Origin of the sequence: Mesorhizobium ciceri WSM4083 (assembly GCF_000519305.1) — a bacterium.
Lineage (GTDB): Bacteria > Pseudomonadota > Alphaproteobacteria > Rhizobiales > Rhizobiaceae > Mesorhizobium > Mesorhizobium ciceri_B.
Map to the genome: position 1 here is coordinate 240,984 of NZ_JAFG01000003.1, position 26,657 is coordinate 267,640.

General features: G+C 62.9%; 23 protein-coding genes and 1 other RNA gene. 7 read left to right on the plus strand and 17 right to left on the minus strand.

The features are described from left to right. Window positions 1-2: 2 nt before the first annotated feature. Genes mraY through mraZ form a run of 7 tightly spaced genes read right to left on the minus strand, consistent with a single transcriptional unit; the run spans window position 3 to window position 7,686 of the window. Entirely contained in the window at window positions 3-1,085 is a 1,083-nt protein-coding gene (mraY, locus tag MESCI2_RS0101160; protein ID WP_013530954.1) for a phospho-N-acetylmuramoyl-pentapeptide-transferase, read from the minus strand. 19 nt (window positions 1,086-1,104) lie between these two features. Continuing rightward, the gene (locus MESCI2_RS0101165) at window positions 1,105-2,586 is read right to left on the minus strand and encodes a UDP-N-acetylmuramoylalanyl-D-glutamyl-2,6-diaminopimelate--D-alanyl-D-alanine ligase (protein WP_027034942.1); all 1,482 of its coding nucleotides are present in this window, start codon (window positions 2,584-2,586) and stop codon (window positions 1,105-1,107) included. Continuing rightward, window positions 2,583-4,037, minus strand: a complete 1,455-nt coding sequence (locus MESCI2_RS0101170) for a UDP-N-acetylmuramoyl-L-alanyl-D-glutamate--2,6-diaminopimelate ligase (protein ID WP_027034943.1) — start codon at window positions 4,035-4,037, stop codon at window positions 2,583-2,585. The genes MESCI2_RS0101165 and MESCI2_RS0101170 overlap by 4 nt, the downstream gene beginning before the upstream one ends. A 54-nt stretch (window positions 4,038-4,091) precedes the next feature. After that, window positions 4,092-5,801, minus strand: coding sequence for a peptidoglycan D,D-transpeptidase FtsI family protein (locus tag MESCI2_RS0101175; protein WP_027034944.1), 1,710 nt, complete (start codon window positions 5,799-5,801; stop codon window positions 4,092-4,094). Further along, a complete protein-coding gene (ftsL, locus tag MESCI2_RS0101180) occupies window positions 5,798-6,193 on the minus strand; it encodes a cell division protein FtsL (RefSeq protein ID WP_027034945.1) in 396 nt (131 codons plus the stop codon). Before ftsL ends, MESCI2_RS0101175 begins: the two co-directional genes overlap by 4 nt. A gap of 3 nt (window positions 6,194-6,196) precedes the next feature. Further along, window positions 6,197-7,231, minus strand: a complete 1,035-nt coding sequence (gene rsmH, locus MESCI2_RS0101185; RefSeq protein WP_027034946.1) for a 16S rRNA (cytosine(1402)-N(4))-methyltransferase RsmH — start codon at window positions 7,229-7,231, stop codon at window positions 6,197-6,199. After that, window positions 7,228-7,686 (minus strand): division/cell wall cluster transcriptional repressor MraZ, encoded by a 459-nt coding sequence (gene mraZ, locus MESCI2_RS0101190; RefSeq protein WP_027034947.1) that lies wholly within the window; start codon window positions 7,684-7,686, stop codon window positions 7,228-7,230. Before mraZ ends, rsmH begins: the two co-directional genes overlap by 4 nt. Before the next feature lie 410 nt (window positions 7,687-8,096). Between mraZ and MESCI2_RS0101195 the strand changes: the two genes are divergently transcribed. Then, a complete protein-coding gene (locus MESCI2_RS0101195; protein ID WP_027034948.1) occupies window positions 8,097-9,212 on the plus strand; it encodes a cystathionine gamma-lyase in 1,116 nt (371 codons plus the stop codon). On the opposite strand, the gene MESCI2_RS01000000134030 is transcribed toward MESCI2_RS0101195, so the two are convergent. The 7 genes from MESCI2_RS01000000134030 to MESCI2_RS01000000134035 all read right to left on the minus strand — a co-directional run bounded on the left by MESCI2_RS01000000134030 (window position 9,189) and on the right by MESCI2_RS01000000134035 (window position 13,265). Continuing rightward, a complete protein-coding gene (locus MESCI2_RS01000000134030) occupies window positions 9,189-9,524 on the minus strand; it encodes a type II toxin-antitoxin system RelE/ParE family toxin (RefSeq protein WP_050596425.1) in 336 nt (111 codons plus the stop codon). The two genes, MESCI2_RS0101195 and MESCI2_RS01000000134030, sit on opposite strands and share 24 nt — an antisense overlap. After that, window positions 9,521-9,796, minus strand: a complete 276-nt coding sequence (locus MESCI2_RS0101205) for a type II toxin-antitoxin system ParD family antitoxin (RefSeq protein WP_027034949.1) — start codon at window positions 9,794-9,796, stop codon at window positions 9,521-9,523. Before MESCI2_RS0101205 ends, MESCI2_RS01000000134030 begins: the two co-directional genes overlap by 4 nt. 170 nt (window positions 9,797-9,966) lie before the next feature. After that, window positions 9,967-10,376: RNase P RNA component class A (gene rnpB, locus MESCI2_RS1000000136095), an RNA gene on the minus strand. 50 nt (window positions 10,377-10,426) lie between these two features. Then, window positions 10,427-11,155: a lytic transglycosylase domain-containing protein gene (locus MESCI2_RS0101210; RefSeq protein ID WP_027034950.1), complete on the minus strand. Its 729-nt coding sequence runs from the start codon at window positions 11,153-11,155 to the stop codon at window positions 10,427-10,429. 210 nt (window positions 11,156-11,365) lie between these two features. Next, window positions 11,366-12,121: an N-acetylmuramoyl-L-alanine amidase gene (locus MESCI2_RS0101215; RefSeq protein WP_027034951.1), complete on the minus strand. Its 756-nt coding sequence runs from the start codon at window positions 12,119-12,121 to the stop codon at window positions 11,366-11,368. Further along, window positions 12,118-12,837, minus strand: a complete 720-nt coding sequence (locus MESCI2_RS0101220; RefSeq protein WP_027034952.1) for a J domain-containing protein — start codon at window positions 12,835-12,837, stop codon at window positions 12,118-12,120. The genes MESCI2_RS0101215 and MESCI2_RS0101220 overlap by 4 nt, the downstream gene beginning before the upstream one ends. Before the next feature lie 173 nt (window positions 12,838-13,010). Further along, on the minus strand, window positions 13,011-13,265 hold the full coding sequence (locus MESCI2_RS01000000134035) for a hypothetical protein (protein ID WP_032900279.1): 255 nt from the start codon (window positions 13,263-13,265) through the stop codon (window positions 13,011-13,013). A 195-nt stretch (window positions 13,266-13,460) separates the two neighbouring features. Between MESCI2_RS01000000134035 and MESCI2_RS0101230 the strand changes: the two genes are divergently transcribed. Beyond that, window positions 13,461-17,108: a hydantoinase B/oxoprolinase family protein gene (locus tag MESCI2_RS0101230; protein ID WP_027034954.1), complete on the plus strand. Its 3,648-nt coding sequence runs from the start codon at window positions 13,461-13,463 to the stop codon at window positions 17,106-17,108. A 106-nt stretch (window positions 17,109-17,214) separates the two neighbouring features. Here the strand turns inward: MESCI2_RS0101230 and MESCI2_RS1000000137785 are convergent, their stop codons facing one another. Next, complete coding sequence (locus MESCI2_RS1000000137785; RefSeq protein WP_155936560.1) at window positions 17,215-17,682, minus strand: hypothetical protein; 468 nt, start codon at window positions 17,680-17,682, stop codon at window positions 17,215-17,217. A 243-nt stretch (window positions 17,683-17,925) separates the two neighbouring features. Here MESCI2_RS1000000137785 and MESCI2_RS0101235 point away from each other — a divergent pair, with 243 nt between their 5' ends. Together MESCI2_RS0101235 and MESCI2_RS01000000134040 are read left to right on the plus strand one after the other, a co-directional pair. Then, complete coding sequence (locus tag MESCI2_RS0101235) at window positions 17,926-19,170, plus strand: DUF3419 family protein (RefSeq protein WP_050596426.1); 1,245 nt, start codon at window positions 17,926-17,928, stop codon at window positions 19,168-19,170. After that, window positions 19,170-19,910, plus strand: coding sequence for a class I SAM-dependent methyltransferase (locus MESCI2_RS01000000134040; protein ID WP_032900280.1), 741 nt, complete (start codon window positions 19,170-19,172; stop codon window positions 19,908-19,910). Before MESCI2_RS0101235 ends, MESCI2_RS01000000134040 begins: the two co-directional genes overlap by 1 nt. Before the next feature lie 56 nt (window positions 19,911-19,966). Here the strand turns inward: MESCI2_RS01000000134040 and MESCI2_RS0101245 are convergent, their stop codons facing one another. After that, entirely contained in the window at window positions 19,967-21,346 is a 1,380-nt protein-coding gene (locus MESCI2_RS0101245) for a serine hydrolase domain-containing protein (protein WP_027034956.1), read from the minus strand. 227 nt (window positions 21,347-21,573) lie between these two features. Here MESCI2_RS0101245 and MESCI2_RS0101250 point away from each other — a divergent pair, with 227 nt between their 5' ends. Further along, a complete protein-coding gene (locus tag MESCI2_RS0101250) occupies window positions 21,574-22,374 on the plus strand; it encodes a glycoside hydrolase family 25 protein (protein ID WP_027034957.1) in 801 nt (266 codons plus the stop codon). 239 nt (window positions 22,375-22,613) lie between these two features. Beyond that, window positions 22,614-23,795 carry a lytic murein transglycosylase gene (locus MESCI2_RS0101255; RefSeq protein WP_027034958.1) on the plus strand — a complete coding sequence of 394 codons (1,182 nt, stop codon included), beginning with the start codon at window positions 22,614-22,616 and terminating at the stop codon, window positions 23,793-23,795. A gap of 159 nt (window positions 23,796-23,954) precedes the next feature. Here the strand turns inward: MESCI2_RS0101255 and MESCI2_RS0101260 are convergent, their stop codons facing one another. Continuing rightward, window positions 23,955-25,175 (minus strand): alanine racemase, encoded by a 1,221-nt coding sequence (locus MESCI2_RS0101260; protein WP_027034959.1) that lies wholly within the window; start codon window positions 25,173-25,175, stop codon window positions 23,955-23,957. A 204-nt stretch (window positions 25,176-25,379) separates the two neighbouring features. On the opposite strand from MESCI2_RS0101260, the gene MESCI2_RS0101265 reads away from it, so the two are divergent. Beyond that, complete coding sequence (locus tag MESCI2_RS0101265; protein WP_027034960.1) at window positions 25,380-26,297, plus strand: DMT family transporter; 918 nt, start codon at window positions 25,380-25,382, stop codon at window positions 26,295-26,297. The last annotated feature ends 360 nt before the right edge of the window (window positions 26,298-26,657 follow it).

Sequence of the window (26,657 nt, forward strand, 5' to 3'; positions counted from 1 at the left end):
TCCTATCTCAGCTTGAGGGTCGACAGGCCGACCAGCGCCAGGATGACGGCGATGATCCAGAAGCGGATCACCACCTGGCTTTCGGTCCAGCCGAGCTTTTCGAAATGATGGTGGATCGGCGCCATCAGGAACACCCGCTTGCCGGTCATCTTGAAGTAGCCGACCTGGATGATGACCGACAGGATTTCGACGACAAACAATCCGCCGACGATGACCAGCACGATCTCGTGCTTGGTGGCGACGGCGACCGTGCCGATCAGGCCGCCCATGGCCAGCGAGCCGGTGTCGCCCATGAAGATCGCCGCAGGCGGCGCGTTGAACCAGAGGAAGCCGAGGCCGGCGCCGATGACCGCGCCGAGCACGACCGCCAGTTCACCGGTGCCGGGCACGAAATGGATCTGCAGATATTCAGCGAACACCGCATTGCCCGAGAGATAGGCGATGACGCCGAAGGAGGCCGCCGCGATCATGATCGGCACGATCGCCAGTCCGTCCAGGCCGTCGGTGAGGTTCACAGCATTGCCTGCTCCGACGATGACGAAGCAGGAGAACGGGATGAAGAACCAGCCGAGATTGACGATGAATTCCTTGGCGAAGGGAAATGTCAGCGAAGAAGAGAACGGCGCCTGGCCATTGTGCATGATCACCCAGGCGGCGATGCCGGCAATGACAAATTCAAGCGCAAGGCGTGCCTTGCCGGAAAAGCCGAGATGCGACTGTTTGGTCACCTTCAGATAGTCGTCGTAGAAGCCGATCGAGCCGAAGCCCAGCGTCACCAGCAGCACCACCCAGACATAGATGCTCGACAGGTTGGCCCACAGAAGCGACGAGCCGATGATGCCCGACAGGATCATCAGTCCGCCCATGGTCGGCGTGCCGGCCTTCTTGAAATGCGTCTGCGGTCCGTCGGCTCGGATCGGCTGGCCCTTGCCTTGCCGCAGCCGCAGCGAATTGATGATGGTCGGCCCGAAGATGAAGACGATCAGCGCCGACGTGATCAGCGCCCCGCCGGTGCGGAAGGTGATGTAGCGGAAGACGTTGAAGACCGAGACCTTGTCCGCAAAATCGACGAGCAGTGTGAACATGCGCTTTTCGTCCCCCGACCTAGGTCTGTTTTCTGGCTGTCGATTCAGCCGGGAATTTGCCCAGCAGCGCATCGACCAGTTTTGCAAAACCGATGCCCTTCGACGATTTGATCATCACCACGTCGCCCGGCTTCAGCGCGGCAAGCAGCACCGGCTTCAGTTCCTCGACACCGGCGCGGTATTCCGTCTTGATCTCAGCCGGCAGCGCTTCGGCCAGCACCCGCATTTCCGGGCCGCCGAGAAAGACGGTCTGCGTGCCCGTGCCTACGATGAGATCGGCAAGGGCTGCATGCAGCTTGGCCGAGTGGTCGCCAAGTTCGAGCATATCGCCGAGCACGGCGATGCGGCGGCCCTCGCCCGTCACCGGCGTCGCGTTGAGCAATGCCATGGCAGCAGCCATCGACGCCGGATTGGCGTTGTAGCTTTCGTCGATCAGCGTGATCAGTCCGCCTGGGTGGTTCGAAGTCGAGCCACCGGGGTGACTCGAAATCGAGCCACCGGGGTGGCGCAGCACATGGCGCTTGCCGCGTCCGCGTTCGGCGGAGAGATCGGCCAGTGCTGAAGCCACCTTGTCGAGATCGGCGCCGACCAGATGCGCCGCACCCAGCACCGCCAGCACGTTCTGCACCATATGGCGGCCGGGCGCGCCGATCCGCGCCAGCACTTCGTGACCGCCGATCCGGGCGGCGATGTCGGAATGATCCGCATGCAGTTCGCATTTGGTGAGCTTGAAGGTAGAGCGTGCATTCTCGCCGAAGCCGTAGACGTGCTCGACACCGGCGGCATGCGCCATCTTGTCAAGCAGCTTGAAGCGCGCATCGTCGCGGTTGAGGACGGCGGCCCCCTCAGGCTCCAGCCCCTCGAAAATCTCGGCCTTGGCCTTGGCGATCTCGTCCAGATTGCGGAAGAAGCCAAGGTGGGCGGCCGCGATCATGGTGACGATGGCGACATGCGGCCTCACCATCTTGACCAGCGGACGGATCTCGTCGGGATGGTTCATGCCGATCTCGAATACGGCGTAGTCGCAATCATCAGGCATGCGCGCCAAGGTCAGCGGCACGCCCCAGTGATTGTTGAAGGACTGCGCCGAGGCATGCACCTTGCCGACGGCTTGCAGCACATGGCGCAGCGCTTCCTTGGTCGTGGTCTTGCCGGCCGAACCGGTCACAGCGATGATTTTCGCGCTCGAGCGGGCGCGCGACGCAACGCCAAGCTTTTCCAGTGCGACCAGCACATCCTCGACGACGATGATCGGCGCTGTCAGCCGGCCGAGCGACGGCAGCTTGCCTTCGGCCACCACCAGCACGCCGGCGCCAGCCTTGATGGCTGATGTTGCGAAGTCATGGCCGTCCATCGCCTCGCCCTTGATGGCGAAGAAGGCGTCACCCGGCTGCAGGCTGCGGCTGTCGATCGAAATGCCTGAAATGCCTTCCGGCATCGGCCCGAGCGGCCGCCCGTCCATGGCGGCAACCAGCGCCTCGGAGGTCCACAGCAAGCTCATGCGGCACGCTCCGTGAGTGCCGCGCGGACTTCCTCGTGATCGGAGAAATGCAAGGTCTCGGAGCCGATCGTCTGGCCCTCCTCATGGCCCTTGCCGGCCACGATCAGCGTGTCGCCGGCATGCAGCATGGCGACCGCGTCGTGGATCGCCTGGCGCCGGTCGCCGATCTCGATGGCACCGGGGGCAGCGGCCAAAATAGCGGCGCGGATCGTTTCCGGCACTTCCGAGCGCGGATTGTCGTCGGTGACGATGACGACATCTGCAAGCCGCGTCGCAATCTCGCCCATGATCGGTCGCTTGCCGCGGTCGCGGTCGCCGCCACAGCCGAAGACGACGATGACGCGGCCGGTGGTGAATGGGCGCACCGAGGACAGCACGTTTTCGAGCGCATCGGGCTTGTGGGCATAATCGACATAGACGGGCGCGCCATTGGCGGTGGTGCCGACGAGGTCGAGCCGGCCCGGCGCGCCCTTCAGTTTCTCCAACGCCATCAAGGCCTTGGCGACAGGTGTTCCCGTGGAAATGGCAAGACCCGCCGAAACCAGCGCGTTCGAAATCTGGAAATCACCGGCCAGCGGCAGGTCGATCTCGTAGAGCACGCCATCGGCCTCGACCTCGGCCCGCTGGCGATGGCGCTCGTGCTCGACCCGCTTCAGCCTGAGGAAATCGCCATGGCGGCCAACCGTCAGCACATTGAGCCCGGCAGCCTGTGCTGCCTGAATCGTCGGTGCCGACCACGGATCGTCGGCGAAGATGACGGCCGGCGCACCCTTCGGCAGCAGGGCGTCGAACAGGCGCAATTTGGCGCGGTGATAGTCCTCGATGGTCGGATGATAGTCCATATGGTCGCGGCCGAGATTGGTGAAGCCGCCGGCCGCCAGCCTCACGCCGTCGAGACGGCGCTGGTCGAGCCCATGGCTGGAGGCTTCCATCGAGGCGTGGGTGACGCCGGCATCCGCCAATTCCCGCAGCAATTGATGCAAGGCGACCGGATCGGGCGTCGTCAGCGAGCCATAGTCGTTGCGCCCAGGCGCCACCACGCCGGTGGTGCCGATAGAAGCGGCGGCATAACCGGCCTGCTCCCAGATCTGCCTGGTGAAGGCGGCGACCGAGGTCTTGCCGCTGGTGCCGGTCACCGCGACCATGATCTCAGGCTGATTGCCGAAATAGCGTGCCGCACTCAGCGCCAGCGCCAGGCGCGGATCGTCGACCGCCAGCACCGGCACAGGAAGCCCGGCGATGGTGCTGCCCTTGCCCGCCACGATCGCGGCCGCACCGCGCGCGGCGGCATCGGCGGCATAAACGGCACCGTCGGCCTTGGTTCCCGCGAGCGCAAAGAAGACAACACCCGCTTTTACCTGGCGGGAATCCGAAGAAATCCCTGTAACCTCCAGATCGACGGAAGCTATTCCCTCGACGGGCAGGATACCGGCTAGATCTCTGAGCTTCATCGAGTCCCGTTCACCGCAACAAAATAGCGCGCTGTTGCCGGCGCGCCCTAAGAATCACTGATAGGAAACCAGCGTTGCACCATTTTCATGGCTGAAATCTGGCTTCACGCCAAGCATGGCAGCTGAACGCCTGATGATATTGCCGGCCATAACCCCGGCATTCGCGGCCGCGACATCCGTCATGCCGGGCTTTTCCGGGTGCGGGGCATCGGCAATGGTAAACACCAGATACTGTGGATCGTCCATCGGGAAGGCGGCAACGAAGGTGTTGAAATTCAAGTCCTTCGAGTAGCGGCCATTGACGACCTTCTCCGCCGTTCCGGTCTTGCCGCCAACGCGGTAGCCGGGGACTCTGGCGTTTCGGGCAGAGCCCTTCTCAGCATTGAGCGAATAGAGGTAGCGCATGCCTTCGACGGTCTTTTCGCTCACCACTTTCTTGGCTGTGGCCATCGCTTCCGCCTGCGTACGCACCAAAAAGGTAGGGTTCATCAGGAAGCCGCCATTCATCAACGCCGCGCAGCCCACAGCCGCTTGCAGCGGCGTCGTCGACACACCGTGGCCGAAGGCGATGGTGAATGAATTGACCTGTTTCCAGACCTTCGGTTCAGTCGGACGGGCAGTCTCCGGCAATTCGGTCTGCATCCTGTCCAGAAGGCCAAGGCGATGCAGGAATTCGCGATGCCCTTCGATGCCGACCATCTCGGCTTCCCTGGCCGATCCGATGTTGGACGAATAGAGGAACACCTCCGGCAAGGACAGCACACGGTTCTTGCCGTGGAAATCGTGAATGGCCTGATGGCCGACCCGGATTGGATGCGAAGCATCGAAGCGGCTCGCCATCGTCGCCTTGCCGGAATCGAGCGCCATGGCTGAGGTGAAGCTCTTGAAGGTCGAGCCCATCTCGTAGAGGCCCGCCGACATGCGATTCAGCCGGTCCTTGTCCTGTGCATTGTAGGGATTGTTCGGATCGAAATCCGGCACCGAGGCCATCGCCACCACTTCGCCGGTCTTGACGTTGAGCACGACGGCGCCGGCGCCCATGGCACGATAGCGCTCCAGGCCGGCGGCGATCTCGTCGCGCACGACATGCTGCACGCGCAGATCGATCGAAAGCTTTACCGGCTTGAGATCCTTGGCAATGGCAAGGCCCGATGCCTGCAGATCGCTCAAGCCTTGCTCGTCGACATATTTCTCCATGCCGGAGATGCCCTGGTTGTCGATGTTGGTGAGGCCGACAATGTAGGACGAGGTCTCGCCGCTCGGATAGAAGCGGCGCTTTTCGGTACGGAAGCCGAAACCGGGAATGCCGAGCTGCATGATGTCGGACTGTTGCTTGGGCGTCAGCTGCCGCTGCAGCCAGACGAAACCGGCGCCGCTCTTCAGCTTGTGGTAGGTCTGCTCATAGTCGATGTCCGGAAGCACCGTCGACAGCTTCTCGATCGCCTCGTCGGCGTCGACAATGCGGCGCGGCTCTGCAAACAGCGACGCCGTCTTGATGTCCGTGGCCAGCACTTCGCCGTTGCGGTCGACGATGTCGGGCCGCGATGCCGTCACCCGGCTCTGCGGACCGCCCGACATGTCGGGGGTCTGGAAGCCGAGATAGACCAGCCGCCCTGATATGGTCGAGAAGATACCGAAGAACACCGCCATCGTCATGACGATGCGCGTCCTGCCCTTGCCGCCGGTCGCCTTGCGGGCGCCCTCGACCACGATCGATCCATCTTCACTCGTCCTGGCGCGACGCTTCAGCAGTTTGCCGATCATCGGGCGATGCCTCCGGTCACGACGGGATCCTTACTGTCCGAAGGCGCTTGACCGGAATTGTCGGCCATACCACCCTGGCGTCCGTTCAGGATGTCCTGGATGTCCAGGGATTTGGCCGGCAGGTCGCCGATGCCGCCTATCTGGCGGGCGCTGACCGGCTCGAGTTCGAGCTGCGACTTGTAGAGTTCGGCGAGCTTCTGCAGCCGCGACGGCTGGGTAAGCAGGCTCCAGTCGGCCTTCAGCAGGTCGATCGTGTCCTCCTCATAGCGTATCTGCGCATGGATCTTCTGCACCGAAGCCAATTGTTCCTCGGCCTCGCGCTTGGCCTTGTAGGTAAGGGCCGCGACCGCAACCATGACGGCGATCAGGACAATGTCGCTGGTACGAAACACGTGTTACCTCTCCCCCGGCCGGTCGATACCGGGAAGCTTTGGAAGGCCGAAAATCGAAAAATCACTGCCGCGCACCGAGGCCTCGGTGCGGATCGCCGCGCGCAGCCTGGCCGAACGGGCGCGCGGATTGGCCGCCACCTCGGCGTCGCCGGCCGTCACGCCGCCGCCCGCCTTGCGGAACGTCGCGATGCGCGCATGCGCCTCGGGCAGGTGACGCGAGCCGGTCGCAACATCGGCCCGGTCGGCGATGAAGCGCTTGACGATGCGGTCTTCCAGCGAATGGAACGTCACCACGGCGAGCCGACCGCCCGGCTTCAGCGCGCGTTCGGCCGCGAACAGGGCCTTGGCCAGTTCGCCAAGCTCGTCGTTGACGAAAATGCGCAGCGCCTGGAAGACGCGCGTCGCCGGATGGATCTTGTCCTTCGGCGCCCGGCCGATATGCGTCTCGATAGCATCGGCGAGTTCCAGCGTGCGCTCGAACGGGCGCTTTTCGCGGCGAGCCTCGATCATGCGGGCGATGCGCCCGGCATGACGCTCCTCGCCGAGGAATCCGAAGATACGGGCAAGGTCGCCTGGCTTGAAGGAATTGACGACGTCGGCGGCGCTGAGGCCCGATTGCGCCATGCGCATGTCGAGCGGCCCGTCGGCGCGGAACGAAAACCCGCGCTCGGCCTGGTCGAGCTGCATCGAGGACACACCGATGTCGAGCACGATCCCGTCGGCGCTCTCGACATGCTCGTCCAGCGTCGAGAACGGCGCCTGCACCAGCCGCAGCCGGCCGCCCGACTGCGCTTCCAGATCGCGCCCGGCCGCGATCGCATCCGGATCGCGGTCGATCGCCACCACGGAGGCGCCCGGCGCCAGAATGGCCCTGGTGTAGCCGCCAGCGCCGAACGTGCCGTCGATGATGATGTCGCCTTCAGCCGGCGCCAGCGCTTCGAGCACTTCGGCAAGGAGGACCGGAATGTGGCGGGCCGATCCGCCAACGGCGTGCCCACCTACGGCGTGAGGAAGGTCATCGCCGTGGCCTGCCGTCATTCCGGTCGCTCCCCAGGCTTCGTCCCCTGCCGAAGCTGCAAAAGCCGTACCCGCGCCTGCGCCCCATAGGCGGCAAGCCGTCCCGGCTCCCAGATCTGAAAGAAGTTGCCGCGCCCGACAAAGGCCACTTCCGCCGAAATGCCGGTGTGTTCGCGAAGGAAATCGCTCATCGTGATGCGGCCGTCCTGGTCGAGTTTCAAGAAGGCTCCGTCGCCATGGCAGAAGAACGACATATCGTCCGCCGTCTGCAGGAAGGGATCCTCGAGCGCTATGCGCTGCTCGTAGCGGTCGAGCAGGTCGAGCCCGCCGACATCCATCGCCGGCAGGTCCAGGCAGCGCAGCGCATAGAGTTCCGAATAGCCGCGCTTCTGCACGACGGCACGGAAATGCGCGGGAACGGACACCCGCCCCTTCGCATCGATCCTGCTCACCGAGTTTGACAGAAACCGGTCCATTAAACGCTACAGCCGCTTGCGCCGCCGCACCCCTCTCCATCTTGTCGAACGCGCCGCCGCAGCGCGCTCCCTGCCCCGTATCAGCCTCGTCCGCACGGGCAAAAACCGGCAAACGCACAGCCGCCGCGGCTGCCCGATTGGCGTACGCTTTACCCTGACACGGAACGAAGGCTTTGATGTCTAGATGGGATATCATGGGGCACTATGGGCGTCAACGGGAATGGACTTCACAAACACGCGCGCCGCGACCAATGAGAGCAGCCTCGACGACACGTCTCGTCTTTATGGTCTATTAAGCCTAACGAAGCGTTTAGAGCCGTCTGGCCCAACCGGACGCGCCTTGCCGCGAACCGCTGCCGGGCATAGCGTCTCGCCGCATCTCGTCGGTCGCAAACAGGGTTGGAAATTCGATGTCTGAAACAGCAAAGTCACGCGCTGCAGCGCTTCCCCATCTGCGTCGCAGCGGGTTTGCCATGGGCGATTCCATTCCCCTGCCCCTGACCATGGCCGCCATTTTTCATGCGCCCGGCGACGCCACCGGTTTCAACCAGTACGGGCGTTTCAGCAACCCGACCTGGGACGCGGTCGAACATATGCTGGCTCATCTGGAGGACGCGCCTTGCGTCGGGTTCCCTTCAGGAATGGCGGCAATCTCGGCGGCGTTCTTTGCCGTGCTCAAAACTGGCGACCGTATCCTGCTGCCTTCCGACGGTTATCACACGACGCGGGCTTTGGCCGATCGTTTCCTCAAGCCGCTCGGCATCACCTACGACGTCAGGCCGACCTCGACTTTCCTCGATGGCGGCTTCGATGGCTGTCGGCTGGCGTTTGTCGAAACCCCTGCCAATCCGGGGCTGGATATCTGCGATATCGCCGCCGTTGCCGATGCTGTTCACAAAGCCGGCGCGATCCTTGTCGTCGACAACACGACCATGACACCCTTCGGCCAACGGCCGCTCGACCATGGCGCCGATATCGTCGTTGCCGCCGACACCAAGGCACCCAATGGCCACTCCGACGTGCTGTTCGGCCATGTGGCCAGCCGCAATGCCGATATCATAGCCGCCGTGACCGGCTGGCGCGAAGTTTCCGGCAGCATTCCCGGACCGTTCGAAGCCTGGCTGGTGCATCGCGGCCTGGAGACACTGGATGTGCGCTTCGATCGCATGTGTTCCTCGGCGGAAGTCATCGCGCGGCGGCTGCAGGGCCACCGGGCAATCAGCGGCCTGCGTTATCCCGGACTGGAAGGCGATCCGTCGCACAACCTTGCCCGCGCCCAGATGGAGCGCTTCGGCTTTCTCATTTCTTTCGAGCTCGCCTCGGAGAACAAGGCCGAGGATTTCATCAACAATTGCGACCTGATGCAGGCCGCGACATCCTTCGGCGGCGTCCACACCTCCGCCGAGCGGCGCTTGAAGCGAGGCGATGCTGTCCCTGCCGGCTTCGTTCGCCTCTCGGTCGGCTGCGAGCCGGTGGAAGAGCTTTGGAAGGCGATCGAGGCGTCACTGGACAAGATCAGCGGCTGACCGGACCGATCCCGGGCCGAGATCGTCGGCTTCTATGTTGCGATGGCCGTGCAGTACACGAATGATCTCGATCGCGTCGTCACCTACACGATACAAGGTGAGATAGTCGCCAACGAGCAGATGACGGATGCCGGGCGCGATGTCATCGCGCGGCGCGCCGGAGAAGGGATAGGTCTCCAGTTGCTGCCACCGTGCCTCGATGCGATCGAGCAACCTATCCGCTGCGACCTCGCTATCGCGTGCAACATGAAGCCAGATCGCGATCAAATCGTCTTCTGCGCGCGCGTTCCGGACGATGGGCAGCGAATTCATGCTGCGTCGTCAGATCGCAAGCGTCTCCGCGCCTCGGCCTTGATTTCATCCATCGACGCAAATCGTCCAGGCCCGCTGTCTATCCCCTCCTGCACCAGCTTGCGCAACTCATCGAGCGTATAGCCGAAGAGGTCGCGGCGGTCCTTCCATTGCCGCAGCGCATCGCGGATCACTTCGCTGGCCGACGCATATTCGCCAGCGGCGACGACATCGTCCACCGCCTGCGCCAGTTCCGGCGACAGCGTGATGCTGCGTTTGTCAACCTGTCCCATGAGAGACTCCCGATACCATTTCTCGATCATGGTACGATTTAATCGCACCAGTTTCAAGCAATGGCCGTCCTCACTCGTATGGATGAATGGCCGAACAAGCTTGAATCAACAGGCGCGCCCGAGGGCGCAACCTGCTGATCTCAAGAGCCTTCTCTTGATATCGGGAGAGAATTGCCAGCTGGCCTGTAAGCCGGGTTCTGTATGGCCCCCGCCCCTTGCGGGACGAGAACGTGGCGGCCATTCATCTTGGGCGCATGTTGCCATGCGCCTCGCGCAACCTACCCGGACGGTGAGCCGGAAACAGCCCTCGAGGGTTTCCCCTCGCACCGCCCCTATTCGGTCTTGCTCCCGGTGGGGTTTACCGTGCCGCTCCTGTTGCCAGTCGCGCGGTGGGCTCTTACCCCACCCTTTCACCCTTGCCCCGAATCCGGCAAGCCGGATCGTGGCGGTTTGCTTTCTGTGGCACTTTCCCTGGGGTCGCCCCCGCCGGCCATTAACCGGCACCGTGTTTCCATGGAGCCCGGACTTTCCTCACCCGCGGCCTTTCGGCGTTTGCGGGTGCGGCCGCCCAGCCAGCTGGCAGAGCGTATAAAGGGGTTCACGCCCGAAAACGCAAACGAAAAAGCAGATTTATGCGGGCGATCCAAGCGCAGCCATCTGCACCTTGACCTTGCCGCAATAGGCTGCCGACACCGGGTTCATCCGCGTTGCGGCGTGGCCGGCATTGTATTTGAGGATCGTGCCGCAGGTCGTGCCGCCGCCGAGGCTGCGCGCCATGGCAAGGTATTTCATGCCGTATTTGATGTTGGTGTCGGGATCGAACAGGCCCTTGGCGGAGCCGCTATAGCCCATCATCCGAGCTGTGGCCGGCTTGATCTGCATCAGGCCGATCTCGCCGGCGCTGCCGACGATGTTGGGCCGGTAGTTGCTTTCGATCTTGATGACCGCCGTGGCGAGCGACACCGGCACGCCTTCGATCGCCGCATAGCGGGCAACGATAGCGGAATACTGCCCACTGCTGGCCACCGCCGCCGTCGATGCCGCCGCGTTCTGGACTCCGATCGACGCTGTTCTCGTCATGTCGATGGTCTTTCGGCCACGCTTCGTCTGCTTTCTGGCGGACTTCTTCGGCTTGGACCAGCTTGCTTTTTCCATTTTCGCGGAAGCCCGCTTCGTCTCCGCTTTGGCGGAAGCCCGCTTTGTTGCCTTGGCGTCGTGGCCTGCCTTGCCGCTTTTCGCGGATACCACGGGAAACCCTTGATCGGCCCGCGGGCTGAATGATGCTGCATGCGCCGCACTGAAGGCAAAAGTCATTACACCGGCAGCAAGAGCTGCCGTTAAAACGGTAAATTTCTGCATGTGATCCTGTTCTGTCTGAACCGCGCGAAGATGTTCGCGCAGCAACGCCTAACCAACGTCGGAACAACCCGGGGGGCTTGGGGTCCGACATCTACACGTCAGCCGTTTGACGCCCGAATTGGTGTCAAACAAGGCCAGGCAAGTCACTTTGAGTGACAGCTTGTAACTTAAGGATGGGAAAGAATTGCTTGAGAGAGGCCTCCCAAGGGGTCAGCGCCTCACGGAAGCAAGCAGCCTTTGCAGCGTCCGCAGCGTCGAGCCGTCGGCAACGCCGTCCACCTTGCGCGGCCGGAAATGCCGTTGGAAGGCTTCGACCACCGCCTCCGTCTGCCGGTCGAAAACGCCGGATATTTCAACGCCATAGCCGTAGAGGGCCAGCATCGACTGCAACGCCTCGACATCGCCGCCGGTATCGCCGGTTGTCAGAGTGGCGCCTCGCCTGACGGGTGCGGCCGCAACGAGATGGCCGACACCGACCTCGAACAGCGTCCGCCACGGAAACTTCTCGCCGGGATCGATTTTGCGCCCCGGCGCAACATCGGAATGCGCGAGTACCCGCTCGGCGGCGATCGAATGCCGACCGGCGATCCCCCGGCACAGCCCGATCACCGCATCGATCTGCCGCCGGGGAAAACCGGGATAGCCCAGCGAATGCCCCGGATTGACGATCTCTATGCCGACCGAACAGGAATTGATGTCGGCCCGTCCGAACCACGAACTCTTGCCGGCATGCCAGGCGCGGTCGCTTTCCCTGACCATCTGCACGATATGGCCATTCTCGTGGACGAGATAATGTGACGAGACCTCGCTGGCCGGGTCGCAAAGCCAGGCCTCGGCCCCGGCGCCGGTCGCCATACCGGTGTAGTGCAGCACGATCATGTCAGGCCTGGGCGTCTCGCGCCGCGGGCCGAAATTCGGCGATACCCTGACTTCGGCACGTGGCTCGTCGGGCAGAAAGCCGCTCATGCGTGGCGCAGGCCCCGCTCGATCATCTCATAGGCGGCATTGATCGCGGCCACCCTGGAGGTCGCGATCTTGATGAATTCCTGAGGCAGGCCGCGCGCGATCAGCCGGTCGGGATGATTGTCGGAAACCAGCTTGCGATAGCGTTTCCTGACCTCTTCGAACGGCTTGCCGCGCTCGATGCCGAGCACGACATAGGGATCCCCGGCGCCGAGATTGACGTGCCGCGCCATGATGGCCTCGTAATGCGCTTCGTCGATGCGGAAAATCTCGGCGATGCGGTGCAGGAAGAGCCCTTCGTGCTCGTGCACCAGCCCGTCGGCCTTGGCGATGTGGAACAGACCGTCGAGTATGTCTTCCAGCATCACGCAATTGGAATGCCCGGAACCGCACATCTGCGCCATCCGCTCGGCATAGGTCTCGAAACCGGCCACGTCGCGCTGGGCGAGATCGAACAGCCGCGCCACATTGCGCGTCTCCTTCGGCGGCACTTCGAATATTTCCTGGAAGGCGCGCACCTCGTCCTGGGTGACGATGCCGTCGGCCTTGGCCATCTTGGCCGACAGCGCGATCATCGCCACCGAAAAGGCGACACGCCGGCGCAAATCCGCATCGCCGGCGAAAACCGTGCGCACCGCCTCGACCACGTCGGCGACACCCGACGAGGCTGAGGATGAAACGCGGGTGATGAATTCGCCGAGGCGATCCCAAATCGACATGCCTGCTTCTTAGAGCCACCGCCCCCTCCTATCAAGCCGGGACAGTGCCGCAGGCCTTGCGCGACAAATCGATCCGACGCGCAAGAGGGGATTAGCCACGGCGCTCGGACAATGTGAGGAAGGCCGGCGCGAGCCGGCCTTTCTCATTCATCACACGAAGTACTGCTTGCTCGCTACTGCGCGGGCGCTGGTGTTGCCGGAGCCGGCTCGGCAGGCTTCTCGGGTGTGATGCTCTTCGTGGTCGAATTATCCGTTGCCGGAGGCGTCGCGGCCGGCGGCGTGGCTTCCGGGGTGGCCGGCTTCATCGGTTCCTCGGCGGCCGGCGGATTGGTGCTCTGGGTGGTGGTATTATCCGTACCGCTGTCACTGCAGGCGGCGACGCCAAGCAAGGCCAAACCGGAAACGGACGCGAGAATGAGCTTTTTCATTTTGTCTCTCCTTCAACACACGCTCACGTTGCCGTGAGCGGTCGAAGGACAAATGCGCCAGACGACCATGAGTTTCGTAACGTTGCGTTTCGAGATGTAACATCGTCTGGTCCATTTGCGATTGCCGCTCAGGCCGTGGCGCACTAACAGAATGTGCCGAACCACCGATCGAACGGAAAAGCGCCAGGGGCTGTCATGACCGAAAAATGGGATTTCTGGATCGACCGCGGCGGCACATTCACCGATGTCATCGGCCGAGATCCGGAAGGCGGGCTGCACCCGCGCAAGCTTCTCTCCGAAAACCCCGAAGCCTATAACGATGCTGCCATCCAGGGCATTCGCGATCTTCTTGGCTTGTCGTCCGGAGACACGATCCCAAGCGGCCTGATCGGCGACATCAAGATGGGCACCACGGTCGCCACCAATGCGCTGCTGGAGCGCAAGGGCGACCGCGTGCTTTTGCTCATCACCAAGGGCTTTCGTGATGCGCTGAAGATCGCCTATCAGGCGCGTCCGGACATCTTCGCCAAGGAGATCATCCTTCCCGAACAGCTGTACGAGCGGGTCATCGAAATCAACGAGCGTGTGCGCGCCGATGGCGGCGTCGAACAATTGCTCGACATCGCCGCCTGCCGGCCGGCGATCGAACAGGCCAGGGCCGATGGCATCGATGCGGTCGCCATCGTCTTCATGCACGCCTGGAAATACCCTGACCACGAGAAGGCTGTGGCGAAAGTCTGCCGCAAACTTGGTTTCGCCCAAGTCTCGGTCAGCCATGAGGTCTCGCCATTGATCAAGCTGGTCGGCCGCGGCGACACCGCGGTGGTCGATGCCTATCTGTCGCCAATCCTGTCGCGCTACGTGCAAAGGGTGGCGGGAGAGTTGGGCGCGGCGCCGATCTCCCCCCTCGTGGGGGAGATCGGCCAATCGCCCCGCCTCATGTTCATGATGTCGTCGGGCGGTCTCACCGCCGCCGACATGTTCCAGGGCAAGGACGCACTGCTGTCGGGGCCCGCCGGTGGCGTCGTCGGCATGGTCGAGACAGCCAGGCTCGCCGGCTTCGACAAGGTCATCGGCTTCGACATGGGCGGCACCTCCACCGACGTCGCCCACTATGACGGCGAATACGAACGCGCCTTCGACACCGAGGTGGCCGGCGTGCGCATCCGCGCGCCGATGATGCGCATCCACACCGTCGCCGCCGGCGGCGGCTCGATCCTGCATTACGAGGCCGGCCGCTTCCGGGCCGGGCCGGATTCCGCTGGCGCCAATCCCGGCCCGGCCGCCTACCGGCGCGGCGGCCCGCTCGCCGTCACCGACGCCAACGTCATGCTGGGCAAGCTGCAGCCCGATTTCTTCCCGGCGATTTTTGGGCCCGGCCAGGACCAGCCGCTCGATGTCGAGACGGTGCGCGAAAAATTCTCCGCGCTCGCCGCTGAAATCGGCGATGGCCGGTCGCCCGAGACTGTCGCCGAAGGGTTCGTCACCATCGCCGTGGAGAACATGGCCAATGCCGTCAAGAAGATCTCCGTCCAGCGCGGCTACGACGTCACCGAATATCTCTTGAACTGTTTTGGCGGCGCCGGCGGCCAGCACGCTTGCCTGGTCGCCGATGCGCTCGGCATGGAAGCGGTGCTGATCCATCCCTTCTCAGGTCTGCTGTCGGCCTATGGTATCGGCCTGTCCTCGGTCTTTGCCTCGCGCCAGCAGGCGCTGCTGAAGCCGCTTGCCGAAGAGTCCAGAACAGAGATCGGCAGCCTCATTGCCATCTTGAGAGAAGCCGTCATCGCCGAACTCGCGGCGCAAGGCATCGGCGAGGATACGGTCGCCACGAAGCCGGTGCTGCACATTCGCTATGACGGCACCGACACGACCCTGCCGGTGAATTTCGAGGCGGATTCGATTTTCCAGGCCAGGCGCGATTTTGAAATCGCCCACAAGGCACAGTTCGGTTTCGTCTATGACGACAAGCCGATGATCGTCGAGACCGTCGGCGTCGAGGGCACCGATACCGGCGGCACCGGCCGCGACGAAACTGAATCGCAAACCGAAGACCTTGCCGTAAGCCCTTCGCAAACCCGCGAAATCTTCACCGAGGGAGAGTGGCGTACGTCACCCATCTTCCGCCGCGAGGCGCTGAAGCCGGGAAACAGGGTTGCCGGACCTGCCTTGATTATCGAGCCGAACCAGACAATCGTCATCGAGCCGGGCTGGCAGGCCGAAATCACCGCCAGGAACCATGTGCTCCTGCGCCGTGTCGAGAAAAAGCGCCGGCAGGCAGCGCTCGGCACCGAGGCCGATCCGGTCATGCTGGAGGTCTTCAACAACCTCTTCATGTCGATCGCAGAGCAGATGGGCGTGACGCTGCAGAACACCGCCTATTCCGTCAACATCAAGGAACGGCTGGATTTCTCCTGCGCCGTCTTCGACCGCCATGGCGCGCTGGTCGCCAATGCGCCGCACATGCCGGTGCATCTGGGCTCGATGGACCGGTCGGTCGAAACCATCATCCGGCTGAATTCCGGCGACATCCACCCCGGCGACGTCTTTGCCCTCAACGCGCCCTACAATGGCGGCACGCATCTGCCCGACATCACTGTCGTGACGCCGGTCTTCGACGATGCCCAGGATAAAATCCTGTTCTGGGCCGCCTCGCGCGGCCATCATGCCGATATCGGCGGCACGGCACCCGGCTCGATGACACCGCTCGCCACCACGGTCGACGAGGAAGGCGTGCTGTTCGACAATTTCCGCATCGTCGACCGCGGAAAATTCCGCGAGAAGGAGCTGGAAACGCTGCTCACCGACCACCGCTATCCGGCCCGCAATCCGCACCAGAACATCGCCGACCTCAAGGCGCAGATCGCCGCCAACGAGAAGGGCGTAGCCGAACTGCGCAAGATGGTCACGCATTTCGGCCTCGATGTCGTCGAGGCCTATATGGGCCATGTTCAGGACAATGCCGCCGAAAGCGTGCGCCGCGTGCTGGAGCGGCTGCCCGATAGTTCGCAGTACGAATACCCGACCGACACCGGCCAGATCATCAAGGTGAAGATCACGGTCGACCGGCAAAAGCGCGAGGCGACCGTCGACTTCACCGGCACCTCGCCGGTGATGAAGAACAATTTCAACGCGCCCGAGCCGGTCGCCCGAGCCGCCGTGCTCTATGCCTTCCGCGTCATGGTCGAGGACATGATCCCGATGAATGCCGGGTGCCTGCGGCCAATCAACATCATCATTCCCGATGGCTGCATGCTGAAACCCGCCTACCCCGCCGCCGTCGTTGCCGGCAATGTCGAGACCTCGCAGCATGTCACCAACGCACTGTTCGGCGCCATGGGCGCCATGGCCAACGCGCAAGGCACGATGAACAACCTGACCTTCGGCAACAAGACGTATCAATATTACGAGACGATCTGCTCCGGCTCGCCGGCCGGCCGGATGAACTCCGGCCGCGGCTTTGCCGGCACTTCCGGCGTCCACACCCACATGACCAATTCGCGCCTCACCGACCCGGAAGTGCTGGAGCTGCGCTTTCCCGTGCTGCTCGAGGATTTCCACATTCGGGAAGATTCCGGCGGCAAGGGCAAATGGAGCGCCGGCGACGGCACCAAACGCACCATCCGCTTCCTCGAAAAAATGGAATGCGCGATCCTGTCCTCGCACCGCAACCGGCCTCCCAAGGGGCTGGACGGAGGCAGCGATGGCGAGGTCGGCTCGACCAAAATCCGCCGCAAGGACGGCACGATCGACCTGCTGAAAGCCTGCGACCAAACTGTGCTGCAGGCCGGAGACGCCATCATCCTGACGACGCCGACGCCGGGGGGATTTGGCCGGCAATGATGGAGGCTTGCTAGACGCCCTTCAACGGCCAACGGCGCTAGGCTGGAAGGCGTGTGCATCACCAATCGGGCTCGAAGCAACGACGCTTCGAGAGAATGCTCTATAGCTATTCTCTACACAGTCGCCAGCGCACTTGAAACTCGGTCGTCGGCTCAAGAGTTCTCTGAAACTCGGGAATTGCACGAAATGCGAGTGCATCCTCCACACGCAGAGCGTCTTCCACTATTGGGCGAAGCTCCGTATGTCGTGGCGAGTCAATGGCAAGCGCTGGATGCTTATCGTTTGATTGGAGGTTTCTCGCGTGAAAACTCGCTTCGTATCGTCGCCAAATCAGCCAGTCTTCTTTCACGGCATCCAACTGTTCATCGGTGATCGGAGAAAGCAAGAAGCTTGCACTCCAATCGTCGGCCTCATCGTCCCACTCACATTTGTATGCATGTGCCTTACCACGATATTCAGCGACGCCTTTGCGCGGCCCATCGTAGTAGTCGTGAACGGTGTAAACCGTTTCCCATTCATAAATTGGTTCGTTCTCCATCCACCAGATGTAAGGCGACTTCAGGAGTGTCTGCAAGACTCGTTCGCCACCTCGATCTGCTGCACCCACCGCTCTTGAGTGCGCTGGTTGCTTAAGGGCCACTTCCAAACCAAAACGTGATTTGAAAGCATGCAAATTGTTATCAAATGAAGTTGCGCGGAGGTGTCAAACGATCTTGCACGCCACAGCTTCGATGAGCCGCTAGCCGGCTGCTGTCATCCATCTGTCATCGCTGAGCGCTACCCGCTTGCGGCAAAGCAAATGGGGAATCACTTTGCCATGACGGACGTTTCCGCAGATCTGGTTTTTCGCCGCGGCAAGGAAGTTGGAAAGGCCGTCTACCAGAACCGCCCGCTGTCGAAGGCCGGCATTTCGGAGCGGCTGTTCGCCTTCCTGTTTTCCGGCCTCGTTTATCCGCAGATCTGGGAAGACCCCGATGTCGACATGGAGGCGATGCAGCTTGGCCAGGGTCACCGCGTCGTCACCATCGCCTCGGGCGGCTGCAACATCCTGGCCTACCTCACCCGTTCGCCGGCACGGGTCGACGCCGTCGACCTCAACGCCGCGCACATCGCGCTGAACCGCATGAAGCTGGAGGCGGTGCGTCATTTGCCTTCGCAGGGCGACCTGTTCCGCTTCTTCGGCGCCGCCGACACCAGTCACAATTCGGCAGCCTATGACCGTTTCATCGCACCGCATCTCGATCCGGTCAGCCGTCACTATTGGGAGCGTCGCAGTTGGCGCGGTCGCCGGCGTATCGGTGTTTTCGACCGCAATTTCTACCAGACCGGCCTGCTTGGCCTGTTCATCGCCATGGGCCATCGCGCGGCAAAATTCTTCGGCGTCGACCCTGCCGGCATCATGCAGGCCAAAAGCGTCGGCGAGCAGCGCCGTTTCTTCCAAGATGAGCTGGCGCCGGTTTTCGACAAGAAGCTTTTGAAATGGGCGACATCGCGCAAGGCCTCGCTGTTCGGCCTCGGCATTCCGCCAGCGCAGTACGATTCGCTGATCACTTCCGGTGACGGCACCATGGCCAGTGTGCTGAAAGCCCGGCTGGAAAAGCTCGCTTGCGATTTTCCGCTGCAGAATAATTACTTCGCCTGGCAGGCCTTCGCCCGGCGCTATCCGAACCCCGGTGAGGCCGCCCTGCCCGCCTATCTCGAAAAACAGAATTACCAGACCATCCGCGGCAATGTCGACCGCGTCGCCATCCACCACGCCAATCTGATCGAATTCCTCGCCGGCAAGGACGCCGGCTCGGTCGACCGCTTCGTCCTGCTCGATGCGCAGGACTGGATGACCGACGATCAGCTCAACGCCCTGTGGGCAGAAATCACCCGCACCGCATCGGCCGGCGCCCGCGTCATCTTCCGCACCGCCGCCGAGCCCAGCCTGCTGCCGGGCCGCGTCTCCAGCTCGTTGCTCGACCAGTGGGACTATCAGGACGAGGCATCGCGGGAATTTTCGGCCCGCGACCGCTCGGCCATCTATGGCGGCTTCCACCTCTATGTGAAGCGCGCCTGATGAGCACCACCGAGCTGCCGGCCAGCCCCGAATTCAAGGCTAACCATGCCGAACTGATGGACGGCGTCTACCGCTGGCAGCGCCACATCTACGACCTGACCCGCAAATACTACCTTCTCGGCCGCGACCGGCTGATATCAGGGCTCGACGTGCCTGTCGGTGGCGCCGTGCTTGAACTCGGCTGCGGCACCGGCCGCAACATCATCCTGGCTGCCCGCCGCTATCCCGACGCCCGCTTCTACGGCCTCGATATTTCGGCCGAAATGCTGGAGACGGCCAGCGCTGCGATTGCCCGCGAGGGCCTGTTCGATCGTGTCACGCTCGCCCAGGGCGACGCCACGGCATTCGATGCCAAGGCGCTGTTCGGACGCAATGACTTCGATCGCGTCTTCGTATCCTATTCGCTGTCGATGATCCCCGGCTGGGAAAAGACGGTGTCGGCAGCGCTTGCCGCGCTGTCCCCGAATGGTTCGCTGCACATCGTCGATTTCGGCCAGCAGGAAGGCTTGCCGCGCTGGTTCCGCGCGCTGCTGCGCGGCTGGCTCAAAAAATTCCACGTCGCGCCGCGTGAATCGCTGCGCGAAGTGCTGGAATCGGAATCTCGGCGAACCGGCGCAAGCTTCCGTTTCCGCACGCTTTATCGCGGCTATGCCTGGCTGGCCGTCATCGGGCCGCGCACCCTCACCTCCCCCTTGATGGGGGAGGTCGCGCCGAAGGCGCGGGTGGGGGTGAAGCGCTAGGCACCCCACCCCGGCGCTACGCGCCGACCCTCCCCATCAAGGGGAGGGTAAAGAAGTTAATGCAGCGCCTTGACAAGCGCGCCCACCATCGTCTGCGGCCGGTAGCCGAGCTTGGCCGGCGTTAGTCCCAGCCGCACCACCACCAGCTGCTCCGAGGGAATGATGGCGACCGTCTGCCCGTCATGGCCTTCCATCCAGTAGGTGTCCTTTGGCAGGCCTGCCGCCACGCCGGCGCCGGGGTTTTCCTCGTCGCCAGGAGCCTCGATCCACAACTGGCCCTTGCCGTAGACCTTCGAGGCCGATGCCGGCTCCCGCATCCAGTCGACGAAGCCTGCCGGCAGGATCTGGTTGCCGTTCCACACCCCGCCTTGCAGCAGGAATTGGCCGAAGCGCGCCCAGTCATGCGCGGTTGCATAGAGATAGGACGAGCCGACGAAGGTGCCCTGCTCATCCGTTTCAAGCACCGCGCTGTGCATGCCGAGCGGCTCGAACAGGGCCGTGCGCGGCCACATCAGCGCCTTGGCCTTGTCGCCGACCGCGTCCTGCCAGAGGCGCGACAGCATCACCGCCGTGCCGCTCGAATAGGAAAACACTTTGCCCACCTCGGCCGCCAGCGGCTTGGATTCGGCAAAGTCCGCCATGTCTGGCTCGAGATAGAGCATGCGCGTGACGTCGGCGACGTCGCCATAATCCTCGTTGAACTCCAGCCCGCTCGACATCGCCATCATGTTGGCAAGGCTGATCGCCGCGCGGCCATCCGCCTTCCACGGTGCGAACAGGCCTTTGTTGTCGACCGCCATCTTGCCGTCCTTGACCAGCGTGCCGAGGATGGCGGCATTCACCGTCTTGGTCATCGACCAGCCGAGTAGCGGCGTCTTGGCGGAAAAGCCGGCGCCATAGCGCTCGGCGACGACCCGGCCGTTCTTGACCACCACCACCGCGCGCATGCCGGTGCCGGTCAGCGCCGCATCGTCCAGCAGCTTGGCAACAACCGGATCCTGTGATGCCTCGACCCGCTCGCCTTCCGGCCACAGGTCGCCCATGGTGGCTGCCGACGGCTCCGCCTGGATCGCGGTCCGCCGCGCCTTGCCGACATCGCCGTCCGGAACCGAAGCGCAGCCAAGCCCGTCGCGGGCGACAGCGACGCTCTTGCCGAGGAAACCGAACAGGCCGGCAGACACCGTTCCCCTGTTCTTGTCCACCGAAACCCGCATCAACCGCAGCAGGGGATGCCCGGGCGCCTGCACGTCGACGGCGAGCACCTCATTGGGATCGCGGCCGGCAATGAAGACGTTCGAACAGACGATCTTGGCCGAGTAGCCCGAGCCGACCCTGATCAACTCCGGCGGCGCGATATAAAGCCAGGCAAAAAGCGCGGCGACCGCCAGAACGATCAGGCCAAGCAGCCATTTGACGATCTTGACCACGATCCGCATTTATTTCCCTCCGGGCCCTGCGCGACCCTTATGTCATCGATTTGCCGCCATTGCTTCCGCAAATCACAAAGCTTGTCGAGCGCCATCAACGGATTATCAATCATGATCGGCGATCACAGGATATGCTGAGCGATGCTGTGGGGCGATCGCTCGGAGGGGCCCAATCACAAGCCGGCCATCAGGTATAGACCCATCAGCGACCGGCTGAATCCGGCTCGGGAATTGCGATGCGCCGTCTTGCGGGCCTCATTCTGCTAGCGCTGCTTGGCGGTTGCTCGACGGTGGACGATCTCTCGCCGCTGTCGCCGTCCGCTTCGAGCAGCCCGACGGTTGCCGTGCGCGCGCCGCGCTTCGCCGATTCCAAGCCGCATGAGTGGGAAAGCGGAGCGCCCTGGAACTACGCCATTCACGGCACCGACGTCTCCAAATACCAGACCTCGGTCGACTGGCCGGCGGCCAGGGCCAGCGGCATCTCCTTCGCCTTCATCAAGGCGACCGAGGGCGGCGATCGCTTCGACGAGTATTTCAACGAGCATTGGGCGCGCACGAAGGCCAACGGGATTCCGCGAGCCGCATACCATTTCTACTATTTCTGCACCCCGGCTGCGGTGCAGGCGCGCTGGTTCATCCGCAACGTTCCTATCGATCGCTCGGCGATGCCGCCGGTTCTCGACATGGAATGGAACCCGCAATCGCCGACCTGCAGGTTGCGTCCAGACGCTGCCACGGTGCGCGCGGAGATGACCACCTTCCTTGAAATCGTCGAACGGCACTACGGTAAGAAGCCGATCATCTACACTTCGGTCGACTTCTTCGACGACAACGAGCTGTCGAGTTTCCGCGGCTACCACTACTGGCTGCGCTCAGTCGCCGGCCATCCGCGTCAGAAATACGGCAGCCACCCCTTCACCTTCTGGCAGTACACCGGAACCGGCATCATTCCGGGCATGACCGGCAAGGCCGACATCAACGTCTTCAACGGCAGTGAAGCCACCTGGAACAAGTGGCTGCGGCAGAACACCCGTTGAACCGGCGCAACGGCAGCACCGCCCTGCACCAAATCACTCCAGCAGAGCTTCCGTTGAACCGGTGCAACGGCAGAGAAGCCGGCGGAATAAAGGGCTGCGGCAGAAGAACCGTTGACACCGGACCTGCCGCCTGCTTTTCGACACAGCCAGCGGTGAAAAGTGCAACCGCCGGCAATTCAGGGCGTTGGGCTTCCGGGGGAGCACAACAACTGCCCGCTATTCGTTTCGAGAGGAAGCTGATGCGACTGCGTTCCAAAGTCCTCGCGGCTGCGCTGACCCTGTGCGCCACGGCCTTGCCGGCGATGGCGCAGGAATGCGGGGGCGACTTCGAATCCTGGAAGCAGGGCGTCGCTGCGGAAGCCAAGGCGGCTGGCGTAGGTACAGCGGGTCTCGACGCCCTTGAAGCGGCAACCTTCGACGACAAGGTGTTGGCACGCGACCGCGCCCAGGGCGTTTTCACCCAGACCTTCGTCGAATTCTCCAACCGCATGATCTCGGCCTACCGGCTGAAGCAAGGCGCGGCAAACCTGAAGAAATACGCCGATGTCTTCGCCCGTGCCGATCAGCAGTTCGGTGTCCAGGCGCCGATCATCGCTGCCTTCTGGGCGCTGGAGACCGATTTCGGTGCCGTGCAGGGCGATTTCCACACGCTGAGCGCGCTGGTGACGCTTTCCCACGATTGCCGCCGCCCGCAACTGTTCCGGCCTCAGTTGATACCGCTTCTGCAATTGATCGATCGCGGCGTGCTGCCGGCCAACGTCACGGGTGCCTGGGCCGGCGAGATCGGCCAGACGCAGATCCTGCCTTCCGACTATCTGGCGCGCGGCGTCGATGGCGATGGCGACGGCAAGGTCGACCTGCGCGGCAGCGTGCCGGACGTGATCATGACCACCGCCAACAAGGTGCTGTCGCGCGGCTGGAAACGCGACCAGCCCTGGATCGAGGAAGTCCGTGTGCCCGAAGACATGCCGTGGGACCAGACCGGCCGCACCAACAAGCTGCCGTTGACGCAATGGGCGCAATGGGGCGTCACCAACCCCGACGGCACGCCGCTGATCGACAATGGCCTCAAGGCCGGCCTTGCGCTGCCCATGGGCCGCAAGGGCCCCGCCTTCCTCGCCTATGACAATTTCGACGTCTACCTCGAGTGGAACCAGTCCTTTACCTATGCGCTGACCGCAGCCAACCTCGCCGCCCGGTTGGCGGGCGCAAAACAGTTCGACCCGCGCAATCCCGAGACCGGTCTCAACAACGATCAGATGAAGGCTCTGCAGACCAAGCTCGAAGCCAGGGGCTACGACGTCGGCACCGTCGACGGCATTCTGGGCACCAACACCCGCGAAGCCATCCGCAAGGAACAGATGCGCCTCGGCATGGCCGTGGACGGCTGGCCGACACCGGAGCTTTTGGGGAAACTTTAGCGCCTCTTCCTTCTCCCCCTTGTGGGAGAAGGTGGATCGGCGCGTTAGCGCCGAGACGGTTGAGGGGTGTTCCAGCGGAGTGAGGCGTTGGCGCTCCCTGGACCACCCTCATCCGACCTCGCGAGGCCACCTTCTCCCGCAAGGGGAGAAGGAAGAAACTTAGTCCGCCATCGTCTCCAAACTCGCAAACCCCTGCGGCGCATCGCCCTCGTCGAACGGCGTCGTCACCTCGACGAAGGTGTCAGGGTAAAAGCCGTTGAAGCGGGTCCTCAGCGACAGCGAATAGGCGCCGATATGGCCGATTTCGATCCAGTCGCCGGTATCGACCGTTTCCGGCAGCCAGAACGGACGCGACAGGATGTCGACGGAATCGCAGGTCGCGCCGCAGACCTTGAACGGCACGATGTTCTTCTCCTCGCCATTGCGCGAGCGGATCGCCGGGTCGGGGATGAACCGCGCCGGCAACGTGATCTTGCCGGTCCATGAATCCGACAGCGACGCCCAGATGCCGTCATTGATGTAGAGCCGCTTGCCCTTGCGCAGCAGCACCCGCACGATCAGCGACAGGCAGCGCGCCACGATCACCCTGCCCGGCTCGGCCACCAGCGGCATCTTGTCGAACTGATACTCCTTCAGATCGCCCGACAGCCGCGACATGATCTGGCCGAGCGACGGCATCTCGATCTGCTTGCGATTGGGATCGTGGCCGTATTCGGCGGGGAAACCGCCGCCGACATCGAGCCCGGCAATATCGAAGGTCAGCCGGTTGCGCACCCAGTCGGCGGAGGCCAGCGCCCGCTCATAGGTGTCGGGATCCTCGATCTGACTGCCGACATGGAAACACAGGCCAACCTTGTAGCCAGTGCGGTTCAGCCGCTCGGCGAGTTCGACGGCATAGGCCGGCCCGGCGCCGAACTTCTTCGACAGTTCGTAGGCGGCCGATCCTTTCGTCTGGATGCGCACGAACACGCTGATCGAGCCCGGATCGATGTCGAGTGCTCGCACCACTCGCGTCAGCTTGGTGATCTCGTCTTCATGGTCGAGGGAAATGACGCGGATGGCATATTTCTCCAGCGCCAGCTTGATGTCCGACTGCGCCTTGACGGGGTGCATGTAGAGCATCTCGGCATCGGGGGAGACGGCACGCACGGCGGCGAATTCACCCGGCGAAGCGACATCGAAAGCGGTGACGCCGGCCTCGACCAGGGTCTTCAGCACGATCTGCTCGCCATTGGTCTTGACCGCATAGGCGGTCTTGCCGGGGAACATGCCCATAAACTGCCTGGCATCCACCATCAGCACTTGCGGGCGGAAGCAATAGACCGGATCGTCCGGGCGAAGCGCCAGTGCCGCCTCGCGGGCATTCTCGAATCGCTGCATGGACGAATCCTCACTTCGGCTGCGCACAATTAATCCAAGCTAGCGGCTAATGAAAACAATTCTGTGTCTCGCGGCGCTGACGCAGCGGCGCTAGGTCCTTGCCAGCAACGTTTGCCAGCGATCAGGTTTCGGGTGGCCCTTGTCACTGAGTGCGATATGGCTTCTGCCTAACTGGCATACAGTCCGTCGGGGAGGGCGACTCACATGGCAATAGCCGCGACATCAGCACCACGTGGGCCGATGGTGCTCAAGGACTGGGGGCAGCTCCTGCTGCTCGGTGCGATCTGGGGCGGCTCGTTCTTCTTTGCGCGCATCGCGGTAGCGGAACTTCATCCGTTGGTGCTGGTGCTATTTCGCGTCGCCATCGCGGCGATCGCCCTGCAGATCTATCTCGGCCTGCGCGGTCCGTCCTTCCGCCTCGCGCTTCCGCATGCCGGCCTGTTCTTCCTGCTGGCGCTCACCAACAACGTCGTCCCCTTCTCGCTGATCTTCGCCGGCCAGACAGAGCTTGGCGCCGGTGTCGCCTCGGTACTCAACGCAACGACACCGTTCTGGACATTGATTCTCGCCAACGCGCTGACATCAGACGAAAAGCTCTCCTGGAACAAGCTGGCCGGCATTGCGCTCGGCATCGCCGGCACGGCGGTGATGATCGGCCCCGGCCTGCTTGCCGGGCTCGGCGGCCCGGTTTGGGCCAAATTCGCGCTGATCGGCGCTTCACTGTCCTATGGCGTTGCGCTGATGGTCGCCCGCCGCTTCAAGGGCGTGCCCTCGCCGGTCATCGCCACCGGACAATTGACGGCTTCGACCATCATCATGATCCCGATCGTGCTCTTCACCTACGGTCCATCCGGCCTGTTCTCGGCCTCGCCGCCGGTCTGGGCAGCGGTGCTGGCGCTGGCGCTGCTGTCGACCGCTTTCGCCTACATCCTCTATTTCAACCTCGTCGCCTCGGCCGGCGCCACCAACGCCTCGCTGGTCACGCTTGTCGTGCCGGCCAGTGCCATGCTGCTCGGTTTTCTCTTCCTTGGCGAACGGCTGGAGTTGTTCGAGATTGGCGGCGTGTTGCTGATCGGACTCGGCCTCGTCACCATCGACGGACGTGTCCTTGGAAGACGGTAGCGCTGCCATGACATGGTAACGACACACCGCCGCCATAATTTATTCACAGGTCTAAAGCCGGTTTTTGCTTAGGAGTTTCAATACCTAACGGCAAAAGCCAGGTCGCAAAATCCACAATCACGTCGCAATGCAGCACATTTTCCGCTTGCCTGTGGCACAAATGAACCTAGACTCCATCACATAGCTCTTTAAGAGGAGGCTATGTCATGGGACTTACGAGGCCTATCAACGCATTGATGATCTGTGCTGCGTTCGCCTTTATCGGAGCCCTTATTATGGGCTTCCTTCCCTGACCGCCAAAGCGGGGAAGACCAGCACCCAAATAGTCCAACCAATTCAAAAGGCCGGGTTTTTCCCGGC